Source organism: Flagellimonas sp. 2504JD4-2, assembly GCF_053642935.1.
Window position 1 is genome coordinate 178835 of sequence record NZ_JBSIOV010000001.1, and the last position, 13200, is coordinate 192034.

The 13200-nt window shown below is 40.9% G+C and carries 11 protein-coding genes; 5 read left to right on the forward strand and 6 right to left on the reverse strand.

The window, feature by feature from the left end; all coding sequences use genetic code 11:
• Positions 1 to 3: 3 nt before the first annotated feature.
• The 5 genes from pyk to ACULLH_RS00925 form a co-directional block, all read right to left on the reverse strand.
• A complete protein-coding gene (pyk, locus tag ACULLH_RS00905) occupies positions 4 to 1446 on the reverse strand; it encodes a pyruvate kinase (protein ID WP_454086841.1) in 1443 nt (480 codons plus the stop codon).
• A gap of 2 nt (positions 1447 to 1448) precedes the next feature.
• Positions 1449 to 1913, reverse strand: coding sequence for an IPExxxVDY family protein (locus tag ACULLH_RS00910; protein ID WP_454086842.1), 465 nt, complete (start codon positions 1911 to 1913; stop codon positions 1449 to 1451).
• A gap of 105 nt (positions 1914 to 2018) precedes the next feature.
• Positions 2019 to 2762, reverse strand: a complete 744-nt coding sequence (rnc, locus tag ACULLH_RS00915; RefSeq protein ID WP_454086843.1) for a ribonuclease III — start codon at positions 2760 to 2762, stop codon at positions 2019 to 2021.
• An 11-nt stretch (positions 2763 to 2773) separates the two neighbouring features.
• Positions 2774 to 4024, reverse strand: a complete 1251-nt coding sequence (gene fabF, locus ACULLH_RS00920; RefSeq protein ID WP_454086844.1) for a beta-ketoacyl-ACP synthase II — start codon at positions 4022 to 4024, stop codon at positions 2774 to 2776.
• Between the two features lie 101 nt (positions 4025 to 4125).
• On the reverse strand, positions 4126 to 4359 hold the full coding sequence (locus ACULLH_RS00925; RefSeq protein ID WP_009778413.1) for an acyl carrier protein: 234 nt from the start codon (positions 4357 to 4359) through the stop codon (positions 4126 to 4128).
• Positions 4360 to 4521: 162 nt separating this feature from the next.
• Here ACULLH_RS00925 and purN point away from each other — a divergent pair, with 162 nt between their 5' ends.
• The 4 genes from purN to ACULLH_RS00945 all read left to right on the forward strand — a co-directional run bounded on the left by purN (position 4522) and on the right by ACULLH_RS00945 (position 8691).
• Positions 4522 to 5085, forward strand: coding sequence for a phosphoribosylglycinamide formyltransferase (purN, locus tag ACULLH_RS00930; protein ID WP_454086845.1), 564 nt, complete (start codon positions 4522 to 4524; stop codon positions 5083 to 5085).
• The gene (locus ACULLH_RS00935; RefSeq protein ID WP_454086846.1) at positions 5085 to 5720 is read left to right on the forward strand and encodes a ribonuclease H1 domain-containing protein; all 636 of its coding nucleotides are present in this window, start codon (positions 5085 to 5087) and stop codon (positions 5718 to 5720) included. Before purN ends, ACULLH_RS00935 begins: the two co-directional genes overlap by 1 nt.
• 97 nt (positions 5721 to 5817) lie before the next feature.
• Positions 5818 to 6744 carry a PfkB family carbohydrate kinase gene (locus tag ACULLH_RS00940; RefSeq protein ID WP_454086847.1) on the forward strand — a complete coding sequence of 309 codons (927 nt, stop codon included), beginning with the start codon at positions 5818 to 5820 and terminating at the stop codon, positions 6742 to 6744.
• Positions 6745 to 6792: 48 nt separating this feature from the next.
• Positions 6793 to 8691, forward strand: coding sequence for an amidophosphoribosyltransferase (locus ACULLH_RS00945; protein ID WP_454086848.1), 1899 nt, complete (start codon positions 6793 to 6795; stop codon positions 8689 to 8691).
• Between the two features lie 664 nt (positions 8692 to 9355).
• Here ACULLH_RS00945 and ACULLH_RS00950 read toward each other — a convergent pair.
• On the reverse strand, positions 9356 to 9964 hold the full coding sequence (locus tag ACULLH_RS00950) for a superoxide dismutase (RefSeq protein WP_454086849.1): 609 nt from the start codon (positions 9962 to 9964) through the stop codon (positions 9356 to 9358).
• Between the two features lie 116 nt (positions 9965 to 10080).
• Between ACULLH_RS00950 and ACULLH_RS00955 the strand changes: the two genes are divergently transcribed.
• On the forward strand, positions 10081 to 13200 hold the full coding sequence (locus ACULLH_RS00955; RefSeq protein WP_454086850.1) for a UvrD-helicase domain-containing protein: 3120 nt from the start codon (positions 10081 to 10083) through the stop codon (positions 13198 to 13200).

Below are 13200 nucleotides of genomic sequence, written 5' to 3' on the forward strand. Positions count from 1 at the left end.
TCTCTAGAAATTACAGGTTTCGATTTCCGTAACACGAAGGGTGTTTACCATTCCCTTGTCCTTGATCGGCATGGCCGCAAGGCTGATGAGCATGTCGCCAACATCCAAAAATCCTTTTTTGCAGGCAATTTGGTTTACATCATCAATGGTCTCATCGGTCGAAACATATTTATCGTAAAAGAATGCCTTGACCCCCCATAACAGGTTCAATTGGGTAAGGATCCTTTTGTTGGAGGTAAATACCAAAATATGGGCGCTCGGTCTCCAAGCGGAAATCTGAAACGCCGTGTAACCGCTATTTGTCAATGTTGAAATCGCCTTGGCCTGAATCTCGTTTGCCATAATAGCGGCATGGTAACACACCGATTTGGTAATGTATCTTTTGGTCCTGATATGAGGTGGTGTCTGCGGAACACTGATCAAACTCGAGCCTTCAACACTAACTAGTATGCTCGACATTTTTTCAATCACCTGAACCGGATAATTTCCAACGGATGTTTCACCCGAAAGCATTACCGCATCGGCACCGTCCATTACCGAATTGGCAACATCGTTAACCTCTGCTCTGGTCGGGGTCAAACTTGTAATCATGGTCTCCATCATTTGGGTTGCAATGATTACGGGAATTCTAGCTTTTTTCGCCCTAAGTACCAGTTGTTTTTGAATTAGTGGCACTTCGTGTGCAGCTACTTCCACCCCAAGGTCTCCTCTGGCAACCATCAGCCCATCGCAATAAGCCACAATCTTATCGATATTATCAACGGCCTCAGGTTTTTCAATCTTTGCAATAATTGGAATCTTATGTTCAGAGTGCTGGTTAACAAGGTTCTGAAGATCCATAAGGTCTTGGCTATGGCGCACAAATGAAAGTGCAATCCAATCCACCTCTTGTCCGATAGCAAATATGGCATCCTTGATATCCTTTTCTGTCAAAGCGGGCAACGAAATATCAGTATTGGGGAGGTTTACTCCCTTTTTCGATTTCAACGGCCCCCCTTGAATCACGGTTGCTTGAACTTCATCCTTTCCATTGGTGGATTTTACCTCAAAAATCAGTTTCCCATCATCAAGCAAAATACGTTCTCCCGGATTTACGTCCCTTGGGAAATTCGAATAGTTCATGTACACCTTTTTGGCACTGCCCTCAAAAGGTTCCCCCGTGGCGAATGTGATTTCATCACCAGGTGCTACAACTGCTTCACCTCCCATAACCCCTACACGTAATTTGGGGCCTTGAAGATCGGCAAGAATGGATGTGTTGACCTCCATTTCTTCATTGAGGTCCCGAATCATCTGGATTCTTTTGGCCACATCATCATGTGACGCATGGGAGAAGTTTATACGAAACACATCGACTCCTGCCTTGATCATTTCCTTAAGTACGTCCTTGCTACTCGTTGCAGGTCCCAATGTTGCTATTATCTTGGTCTTTTTTCTAGTTGGCATTACTAAAAGATTAAGTTTCTTTTTGATTTTAATGTTTGTGCATTAACACAATAAGCAGTTATTACACTTGGTATTTTGTTGATTGCCTTTACATAGGTTTCTATGGATAGTTCACATCCAGCATCCACTTTTAGAAAATAATCCACTTCCCTTTTTTCCCGTATCAGATAATCTGTTCTGATTGAAGTGTTATTTTCGAATAATCCTGTTGAAGGCATGACTTCCATGATAGTGCATTTATTGGCAATGAGTGTCCAATAATTATCGCTTAACCCATCTTCCCATTCAAATATTGAAAAGGAAAGATTTTGGTTCAATTCAAGGTCGCTTTTCATTCGTTTCAGATGTAATCCGCAAATGGAGTTTATGGCATATCCCATGGCATAATCTTCCAAACCACAATGTATGGCGATAAGCTGAAAATTATCATCGTAAAAATCAGCAGATATCTTGTGCGTTGTCAACATGATTCAAAAGCGAACCGTAAATATACTCTTAATACCCTTTCTAGCCTAGTTGAAAGAAAACAATACGGTCTAAAACCAAACGAAAACGTTTGAGTTTACACTTATTTAATGGTGTGGATTTTCAATTTTACTCTGTAACGCGAAATATGCCCTTTTTGAAGCTTTTTCTTCGGCCTTCTTTTTGGATGTGGCCCGGGCCTTTGCAGTGATCTTCTCTCCAATGGTGAGTTTTACGGCAAAATGTTTAAGCTCATCGTTGCCGGTATCTTCGTAAACCTCATAATGAAAGCTCTTTTTTTGTTTCTGGCACCACTCTATCACCAAACTTTTATAGCTTATGACTTTTCCCTCCAATTGCTCAATATCGACATAAGGCTTTATCACCTTGGCATTGATGAATTTTTCACAATACTGGTAGCCCCTATCCAAATAAATGGCCCCCACCAATGCTTCAAAAACATTTCCATGGATGTTCTCTCCGAAATGCGATTTGGGAATTCTACTTTCAACGTATTGTAGCAATTTTAAATCCTTTCCCAATTCATTCAAGTGTTTCCTGCTCACGATCTTCGAGCGCATTTTTGTGAGGTATCCTTCATCCCCCTCCGGCACTTCGTTGTATAAATGCTTGGAAATAATGGTGCCCAGCATGGCATCTCCCAAAAACTCCAGCCGTTCATAGTTCATGGGATTGCCATCCGAGTCTCTTTTATTGACCGAACGGTGCAAAAAGGCCTTTTTGTAGATGTCAATATCCTTGGGCTTAAAGCCCAAGATCTTCTTTATGCCCCAAAAAAAATCCCCATCCGTTTTCGGATGGGAATTGAATATTTTGGAAGAAAATTTCATTGCTTACAAAACTACCCTATTTTTCTAAATAAGATACATGCGTTGTGCCCGCCAAAACCAAAGGTGTTGCTCATGGCCACGTTTACCTCCCTTTCCTGTGCCTTGTTCAAGGTTAAGTTTAAGGAAGGGTCTATGTTTTCATCCACCACACTATGATTAATGGTTGGCGGCACCAAGCCATGTTCCATGGCCAAAATAGAGGCAATGGCTTCAATAGCACCAGCAGCACCCAACAAATGTCCGGTCATGGACTTGGTAGAATTGATATTGATGTTAGGGGCGTGTGACCCAAATACCTTTGAAATGGCCTTTAATTCAGCAACATCCCCTAAAGGTGTTGATGTACCATGCGTATTTATGGCGTCCACGTCTTCAGGATTCAGGCCAGCATTCTGCAAACAATTTTCCATTACTTTCACCACTCCTATCCCTTCGGGATGAGGTGCGGTCATATGGTGCGCATCACTGGAAAGTCCTCCGCCTAAAACTTCGGCATAAATTTTTGCTCCCCTAGCTTTTGCGTGTTCGTATTCTTCAAGAATCAGGGCTCCCGCCCCTTCACCCAAGACAAAACCATCTCTGGTGGCATCGAACGGTCTTGAAGCAGATTCTGGACTCTCATTACGTGTCGACAATGCATGCATGGCATTAAAACCACCCATACCTGCAATGGTGACCGCCGCTTCGCTACCTCCAGTAACAATAACATCGCAATGCCCCAATCGTATATAGTTGAGTGCATCGATCATGGCGTTCGCCGAAGATGCACAAGCAGATACCGTGGTATAGTTTGGTCCCATAAAGCCATGCTTAATGGAAATGTTCCCTGGAGCTATATCCGCAATCATTTTAGGAATAAAGAATGGGTTAAACCTTGGTGTTCCGTCACCACCGGCATACCCTATCATTTCATTCTGGAAAGTTTCCAACCCTCCGATTCCGGCACCCCAAACGACACCAACTCTAAACTTGTCCACTTTTTCAAGATCAAGTCCCGAGTTTTTTATTGCTTCATCTGAAGATACCAACGCATATTGTGCAAAGGGATCAAGTTTCCGGGCTTCTTTTCTGTCAAAAAAGTCCTGGGCATTGTAGCCTTTTAACTCGCAGGCAAACTTGGTCTTAAACTTTTCGGTATCGAAGTAAGTAATGGGAGCGCAACCGCTTTTTCCATTCTTAAGTCCTTCCCAATAAGCCTCTAAATTGTTGCCAATGGGCGTAAGTGCGCCCATTCCGGTAACCACTACTCGCTTTAACTGCATTGAACTATTTTTTACCCTTTAGAACCTAAATTAAAAAAAAATTATCCATGTGACGATCATCACATGGATAATTTAAAATCTTTAGTAAAATATCATATATATTACTTCGCTTCTTCTATATAGCTAATGGCTTGACCAACAGTTGCAATGTTCTCTGCTTGATCATCCGGGATTTGAATATCGAATTCTTTTTCAAACTCCATGATAAGCTCAACAGTATCCAAGGAATCCGCCCCTAAATCGTTGGTAAAGCTCGCTTCAGCTACAACTTCATTCTCATCAACACCTAGTTTATCAACGATGATAGCCTTTACTCTTGATGCAATGTCTGACATAATTATATCGGTTTTAAAAATTTAATCGTTGGCAAAAATATAAAACTTTGGATTAAATACACTATTTGTCGATAAAATGTGCCTCAAATTAAACATCTTAAGGCTCAGTACATTACTTTAGCTGCATAAAGTCAGTCCTAAATTGAATCTATTCTTAATTGAATGAAACGAGTTGTAATATTAGCTTCCGGTAGTGGTTCCAATGCGGAAAACATCATCTCATATTTTCAGGGAAGCAATAATGTTGAAGTCACCGCCGTATTAACAAACAAGAAGACCGCCAAAGTCTTGGAACGTTGCGAAAGGTTGGCAGTACCTGCCTTTTATTTCAACAAACAAGCTTTTTCTGGCTCCGATAGTATCATTAGGTTATTGAAGGGATTGTCTCCAGACCTTATTGTTCTTGCTGGATTCCTATGGAAAATACCCTCTCGGCTCGTAGCTGCATTTCCGAATAAAATCATCAACATACATCCCGCCCTATTGCCCAAATACGGTGGTAAGGGAATGTACGGCGCCAGAGTACACGAAGCGGTAAAGGAAAATTCCGAGACCGAGACCGGTATCACCATACATTATGTAAATGAAAATTATGATGAGGGCGCTATAATCTTTCAGGCCAAAACGACCATTGACCCAAACGATAGTACGGATGCTATTGCCGCGAAAGTCCATCGGCTGGAGTACGAGCATTTTCCGAAGGTCATTGAAAAACTGCTGAAATAATGGGTGCCAAGAAGAAGTTTTATGTCGTCTGGAAAGGAAAACACCCAGGCATTTACGAATCATGGGACGATTGCAAGGCACAGATTGAGGGCTTTAAAGGCGCACAGTACAAATCGTTTTCGGAATTCAGCGAGGCCAAAAAAGCCTTTAACAGCAATTATTTGGAGTATAAGGGTAAATCCAAAAAGAAAAAGGAATTATCCCCCGAAGAACTTTTAAAAATAGGCGACCCCAATTACAATTCCATTTCGGTGGATGCGGCATCCAGCGGAAACCCCGGAAAGATGGAATATCAAGGGGTAGATACCAAGTCAAAGAAAGTTCTTTTTAAACAAGGTCCGTTTGAACAAGGGACCAATAACATTGGTGAATTTCTTGCCCTGGTGCACGGACTTGCTTTTTTAAAGAGTAAGAACAGTAATCGAATTGTTTATTCAGATTCTAGAATAGCGATTGGGTGGGTACGCAAGAAAAAGTGTGGTACCAAGTTGAAAAGGCATGCTAAAAATGCCCATCTATTTGAGTTAATTACCCGAGCCGAGGACTGGCTCAAAAAAAACCGCTACAACACTCCTATTGTTAAATGGGAGACCGCTGCCTGGGGAGAAATTCCTGCGGATTTTGGAAGAAAATAAGCCTTGGCTTCTTCGTTTTGACCTCTTTATCTTAAAATCGCGCTTAGTTGCTATAAATGGAATTGTGAAAGTGTATATTTGCAGCAAATTTTAGTGGATGGGCAAATTGTTGATTGTTGGAAGTGTGGCTTTTGATGATATTGAAACCCCTTTTGGCAAGAGCGATAAAATATTGGGTGGTGCAGGAACCTTTATAGGTTTGGCCGCTTCACAGTTCAATGTAGAGTCGGCGGTAGTGTCGGTTGTGGGTGATGATTTTCCACAAAGCTATATCGACATTTTTACCGAACGCGATATCGATGTTTCCGGAATGGAAATCGTGCAAGGTGGAAAGACCTTTTACTGGAAGGGGAAATATCACAATGACCTTAACTCTAGGGATACGCTGATCACTGAGCTCAACACCATGGCCGATTTCAATCCGGTAGTGCCAGAGGATTTTAAGGATGCTGATGTGGTCATGCTTGGAAACCTACATCCAGACATTCAGACAGGTGTAATAAATCAAATGGAAGAACGACCAAAATTAATCATAGCGGACACTATGAACTTTTGGATGAACAACACCTGGGATGAGTTGATGAAGGTTATTGAGCGTATCGATGTGATTACCATTAATGATGAGGAGGCACGTCAGATGACCAATGAATATTCTTTGGTCAAAGCTGCTGCTAAAATTCAGGAAATGGGGCCCAAATATGTGGTCATCAAAAAAGGGGAGCACGGTGCACTCCTATTTCATAAAGACCATGTTTTCTTTGCCCCCGCATTACCCTTGGAAGAAGTTTTTGATCCTACTGGAGCCGGGGATACCTTTGCAGGTGGATTTGCAGGTTATTTGGCCGAGACCAAAAACATTTCATTTGAAAGCTTGAAAAATGCCATTATACATGGCTCGAACTTGGCGTCGTTCTGTGTTGAGAAATTTGGTACGGAACGCATGCTGTCGTTGAAAAAACATGAAGTGGAAGACCGCTTGTTACAGTTTAAGGAATTGACACAATTCAATATAGAGTTAACATAGACATACGCCCTGAAAATTTCGGGGCTTTTTTATTTATTTTGGTTTGTTATGAGTGATGCGATTAAGCACGAATGCGGAATATCAATGATCCGTTTGCTTAAACCTCTAGAATACTACAAAGAAAAGTACGGTACAGCTTTTTATGGGGTAAATAAAATGTACCTGATGATGGAGAAGCAGCATAACCGGGGCCAAGACGGTGCAGGTTTTGCAAGCATTAAGCTCGACATGAACCCCGGGGAACGTTACATGAGCAGGGTACGCTCGGCACAACAACAGCCCATTCAGGATATCTTCGCACAAATCAACGATCGTATAAATACCGCCATAGCGGAAAATCCCGAATACGAGAACGATGTTGCTCTGCAAAAAAAGAACATCCCATACATTGGGGAGTTGCTTATGGGCCATGTTCGGTATGGTACTTTTGGAAAAAATAGCATTGAGAGCGTTCATCCCTTTTTGCGACAGAACAACTGGATGCACAGGAACCTTATAGTAGCCGGTAACTTTAACCTGACCAATGTCCATGAACTCTTCAACAACTTGGTAAATTTAGGTCAGCACCCAAAAGAGTTAGCGGATACCGTAACCGTAATGGAGAAAATTGGTCACTTTTTGGATGACGCAGTGGCCAAGCTCTACAAACAAATAAAGAAGGAAGGCCACAACAAAAGAGAAGCCTCGCCATTAATTGCGGAGCGATTGAATGTTGCGAAAATCCTTAGAAAATCTTCCAAAAATTGGGATGGTGGCTATACCATGGGAGGTTTGTTGGGCCATGGAGATGCATTTGTAGTCAGAGATCCTGCAGGCATTCGTCCCGCTTATTTTTACAAGAATGACGAAATTGTGGTCATAGCATCCGAACGACCTGTGATTCAAACGGTGTTCAATGTCCCTTTTGAGGATATCAAAGAACTTGACCCGGGCAATGCCATAATCATAAAGAAAAAAGGTTCGGTACATATCGAAGAAATCAAACAACCAACCGAACGTAAAGCATGTTCATTTGAGCGCATCTATTTTTCAAGAGGAAGTGATAAGGAAATCTATCAGGAGCGGAAGCAACTCGGGAAATTGGTCTTCCCCCAAATTTTGAAGTCCATAGATGGTAACTTGAGCAATACGGTTTTCTCCTACATCCCAAACACCGCCGAAACTTCTTTTTTCGGTATGGTAAAAGAGGCGCAGAACTACCTCAACAAGCTTAAGGAAGAACAGATTTTGGCATTAGGTCCAAATATTACTGGCGAGGAGCTACACAAGATTTTGGACGTGCGCCCAAGAATTGAAAAAGTCGCCATTAAGGATGCCAAGCTGAGAACCTTTATTACCCAGGATAGTAGTCGGGATGATTTGGTAGCCCATGTTTATGACATTTCATATGGTTCAGTAAAAAAAGGTGATAATTTGGTCATCATTGATGATAGTATCGTAAGGGGAACCACACTTAAAAAGAGTATTCTTAAAATCTTGGATAGATTATCCCCCAAGAAAATCATCGTGGTGTCCTCTGCTCCCCAGATAAGATATCCGGATTGTTATGGTATCGATATGGCGAAGCTCGAAGACTTTGTTGCCTTCAAGGCTGCCCAAGCGTTGCATGAAGAGCATGGAACCACGCATATCATCAAAGAAATTTATGAAAAATGTCTGACACAGACGGAAAGGAATGATAATGAGGTCGTCAATTATGTGAAAGAATTTTACCAACCATTCACAGCTGACCAAATATCAAAAAAGATTGCGCAGATCCTAAGTCCGGAAAATATTAAGGCCGAAGTGGACATTATCTACCAAAGCATTGAAAGTCTTCACGAGGCTTGTCCAAAAAACCTCGGTGATTGGTACTTTACCGGAAACTATCCAACACCTGGAGGGAATAGGGTCGTGAACCGGGCATTTATCAATTTTTATGAAGGAAAAAACCAAAGGGCTTATTGATCCAATCACTTTTGGGTAAAATCAATAGTGCATTTCATCGATGAAATATGCATGTCATCGGCTTTTTGCACAATGGGCAAAAGTCGAGCCTACTTTAGTATTGCCATAGCATAAGTAGGTTAAGTTCATGGTAAGATTTGGGGCAAAAAAGGTGGAAGCTATTCCACCTTTTTTATTTTAAAGTAATCCCACCTTAGCTCTTCGTAATCCTTTTCCTTAATAATAGTACTCCCCATCGACAAGGTTAGCAATTCAACCAAATAAAAGGGGTTTCGTCTAAAAGCTTTTCGAATAAGGGCGGCCTTGGCTTACATTTGGAGGACCATAGCATAAGTAGGTTAAGTTCATGGTAAGATTTGGGGAAAGAAGGCGGAGGCAACTCCGCCTTCTTTATGTTTGAACCCCAACGATTTATCTAATTTCCTTGATCGAAATCTTCTTTCTTTTTGTTTTTAAAAGCAAAAATTTCCACAAAAACTTTTGTTATTTCTCACAATACCAGTAATTTAGTTTTGCCATAGCATAAGTAGGTTAAGTTTATGGTAAGATTTGGGACGAAAAGGGTGAGGGCTTCCTCGCCCTTTTCTATTATATCCATTTTATGAAATAAAAAAGGCCGGGCACAATTATGCGCCCGGCCTTTTTTGGGTTTGTTCTATCTTAATTATTTATTGGCAGCGAAGTTCTCTGCAACCTTATCCCAATTGATTACATTAAAGAATGCCGCAACATAGTCAGGTCTTCTATTTTGGTAATTCAAATAGTACGCATGTTCCCAAACGTCCAACCCTAAAATTGGATGTCCACCACATCCGGTTCCTGGCATAATTGGATTGTCTTGATTAGGTGTTGAGCAAATCTCCAACTTACCTCCCTTATGAACACAAAGCCAAGCCCAGCCTGAACCAAACCTAGTTCCTGCGGCAGCACTAAACTGCTCTTTAAATGCATCAAAGGAACCAAAAGCTTCGTCAATGGCAGCAGCTAAATCTCCACTTGGAGTTCCACCTCCATCAGGGGACATTACTTCCCAAAACAGGGTGTGGTTGTAGAACCCACCACCATTGTTTCGTACCGCCCCATTGGACATATCCAAGTTGGAAAGGATATCCATGATTCCTTTTCCTTCCAAATCCGTTCCAGCAATCGCGCCATTAAGTTTGGTGGTATATCCATTATGATGCTTGGTATGGTGTATTTCCATTGTTCTCGCATCTATATGTGGCTCCAAAGCATCATATGCATAGGATAATTTTGGTAATTCAAAAGCCATAATCGTATTGTTTTTAAGTTATTAATCGTTCTGTAAAAATACGGTTTTAAGACATATATTCCTTTAAATCATTATTAAGTTCAGCAAGGTAATCCGTAATTTGCCTGAAAAACTTTTTGACAGTTTCCAACTTTAAAATATTTAATGCCTCGGCCGGCTCGGGCAAGACCTATACCTTGACCAAGGAATACCTCAAATTGCTGTTGTCCGATGGTGCGATATTAAAGTTTAGACAGATTCTGGCTATCACTTTTACCAATAAGGCCGTTGCCGAAATGAAAAGCAGAATTCTGCAGAATCTATATGATTTTGGGCAGACAACAGCTATTGAAAACGGGAATAGCCTGTTCAAAGAACTGTGCGACGAACTTTCACTAGAACCAAGCCAGCTTCAACTTCGCGCTAAACTTATGCTTAAAAGGATATTGCACAATTATTCTTTTTTTGAGATTTCCACCATTGATAAATTCAACCATAAAATCATCAAAACTTTTGCCCGTGACCTTCAACTCTCACAGAGTTTTGAAGTGGAATTGGACACAGAACTCCTGCTCGAAAAAGCTGTTGGCCAATTGTTGGAGAGGGCGGGAAGCGACAAAGAGCTTACCAACGTCTTGATTGCATTCTCATTGGAAAAGATCGATGACAACAAAAGCTGGAACATTGGTCATGACCTTGTTGAAATCGGAAAATTACTGTTTCAGGAAAATCATGCAGTACACATTGATAGGTTACGTTCAAAGACCATCCCCGAATTAAAGGAGGTACGCGACAACATTCTTGATCAGGTCAAGTCGATTGAAAAAAATGTTATCCAAAGGGCTGAAGCAGTTCTGGAAGAAATTCAAAATTTAGGTTTCGCCTTAACCGATTTCCCAAGACAGACATTGCCCAACCATTTCAAGAAGATTATTGAAAAAGTGTTCAATACGAGAATACTCTACAACAATAAGCTTGAACAAAACCTGATTGACAATACAATTTTAAAAGCCAGCGATGCTAGGGACTCCTCTCAGCTGTCCAGCACCATTTTACAGACTTATTCCCATATCAAAAAGAACTTGTACCAACACAGTTATCTCAAAAACATTTATGGCAATATTGTTCCGCTTACGGTATTGAATGAAATCGCCAAAGAGATTAAAAATATTGAGGTTGAAAAGGACCTTATACCAATTTCAGCGATGAACTCGCTACTCTCCAAAGAGATAAAAAATCAGCCAGTTCCCTTTATATATGAAAGGTTGGGAGAAAAATATCGCCACTATTTCATTGATGAGTTCCAGGACACTTCGCAAATGCAATGGGAAAACCTAATCCCATTGATAGGTAATGCCCTTGAGAGTGAAAACGAAAAGAAAGAACTGGGTACGCTTTTTCTTGTTGGAGATACAAAACAAGCTATTTATAGATGGCGGGGTGGAAAGGCCGAACAATTTTTAAATCTCCTGAACCTAAGAACACATCCCTTTGTAATAAATCCAACTGTCCGAACTTTGGACACAAACTGGAGAAGCTATAGTGAAATTGTAAAATTCAACAATAGCTTTTTTACCTCAATAGCACCCTTTTTAAAAAATCCTGACTATCAATCCCTGTTTTTGGAAAGCGGACAACAAATTCCCCAGAATAAATTGGGCGGTTTTGTTCAATTGTCTTTCATTGACAACTCATTGGAGAACAAAAAAGACATGCATTGTTCCCAAGTATTGGAAGCCATCAACGAAGTACGGTCCAAAAACTATGATTACTCTGATATTTGCATCCTGGTCCGAAAAAATGAATACGGTACACTTTTGGCCAATTTTCTCTCGGAAAAAAACATTCCCATTGTTTCTTCGGAATCGTTGTTATTGAAAAGCAGTGATGTAGTTTCCTTTCTTGTTTCCTTATTGAAAATTGTTGAGAATGATAAGTACAAGGAAGCTGCTTACGAAGCACTCTCGTTTTTGGCGGAAAATCAATCGGAAAAACACGACTTCATAAAAGAGCATATCGACGATTTGAATAATTTGTTGTCAGGACGCTATGGATTCGATCTTCAACAGGTGAAAAGTCAACCCGTATTGACCATTCTTGAAACCGCTATAGTACAATTTGACTTGGCCGGAATGGCTTCGGCCCATATCAATTTTTTGATGGACAAGGTACTTGAGGTCGAAAAAAGGGAAGGTCCGGGGGTCCATTCCTTTCTGAAGTATTGGGATGTAAAAAAACAAAGCCTTTCGTTGACCGCCCCTGAAGCCATAAATGCCGTAAAAATCATGACGGTTCACAAAGCGAAGGGACTCGAATTCCCAATTGTGATATTTCCTTTCGCCAACATGTCTATCAATGGAGTGGGGATTAAAAAGAAATCCTGGGTCCCAAAAACGGAAGCGGAAGAATCCTTGGGATTGGAAGAGTTTCTGATCAATTCCTCCAAGGACATGCAATATTACAATGAGAGCGCATTCGAAAGTTATTCAGATGAAGCCAGCAAAACAGAACTGGATGCCATAAACGTGCTGTATGTGGCTCTGACCAGGGCGGAAAAAGGAATGTATATCATATCCGAAACCACTAAAAACAGCTCGACCCTAGAAGATTCCAATACCTATTCGGATTTGTTCCAATACTACTTGCACGAACAGGAAATACCCAAGGATGAAAAAGGGTTTTACACCTTTGGTGAACTCGTTGGGAAGGGTGAGTCCTCACAACAATCATCCGTAAAAAACGAAACTATCCCCTACATCACAAGACAAAAAGAAGGAAAGCGTTTTACGATTTCCACAAAATCAAGTCGATTATGGGATGATGACAAACGCGAAGCGATTGAAACCGGAAATTTGGTTCATTTTGCGCTGAGTCTGGTAAATACCGCCAACGATATTCCAGAAGTCATGGAAAGATTAAAATCCCAGGGACACCTCAACGCAAGTGAAGCGAGTATTGTTTACGGGATACTTAAGAAAGTTGTGGAACATCCAAATTTGAAGAAATATTTTTCATTGCCTTATCAGGTACTGAACGAGCAAGAAATCTTAACAACAGACGGTAAATCGATGCGGCCAGACAGATTGGTCATTTTGAACAATGAGGTGACCATTATAGATTACAAAACAGGAAAACCTGCGCCCTCACATAAAGAACAAATTTTAAACTATGCTGATACGCTTAAGGCTATGAATTTTACTGTAAAAGAGACTATAATTGTCTACATTGCACCCGAAATAAAACCCCTATTTCTTTAA

Bases quoted from the DNA above. Each gene is read 5' to 3' on its own strand.
- ACULLH_RS00925 (WP_009778413.1), bottom strand. From the start codon at position 4,359: ATGTCAGACATTGCATCAAGAGTAAAGGCTATCATCGTTGATAAACTA.
- purN (WP_454086845.1), top strand. From the start codon at position 4,522: ATGAAACGAGTTGTAATATTAGCTTCCGGTAGTGGTTCCAATGCGGAA.
- fabF (WP_454086844.1), bottom strand. From the start codon at position 4,024: ATGCAGTTAAAGCGAGTAGTGGTTACCGGAATGGGCGCACTTACGCCC.
- ACULLH_RS00945 (WP_454086848.1), top strand. From the start codon at position 6,793: ATGAGTGATGCGATTAAGCACGAATGCGGAATATCAATGATCCGTTTG.
- ACULLH_RS00935 (WP_454086846.1), top strand. From the start codon at position 5,085: ATGGGTGCCAAGAAGAAGTTTTATGTCGTCTGGAAAGGAAAACACCCA.
- ACULLH_RS00950 (WP_454086849.1), bottom strand. From the start codon at position 9,964: ATGGCTTTTGAATTACCAAAATTATCCTATGCATATGATGCTTTGGAG.
- pyk (WP_454086841.1), bottom strand. From the start codon at position 1,446: ATGCCAACTAGAAAAAAGACCAAGATAATAGCAACATTGGGACCTGCA.
- ACULLH_RS00940 (WP_454086847.1), top strand. From the start codon at position 5,818: ATGGGCAAATTGTTGATTGTTGGAAGTGTGGCTTTTGATGATATTGAA.
- rnc (WP_454086843.1), bottom strand. From the start codon at position 2,762: ATGAAATTTTCTTCCAAAATATTCAATTCCCATCCGAAAACGGATGGG.
- ACULLH_RS00910 (WP_454086842.1), bottom strand. From the start codon at position 1,913: ATGTTGACAACGCACAAGATATCTGCTGATTTTTACGATGATAATTTT.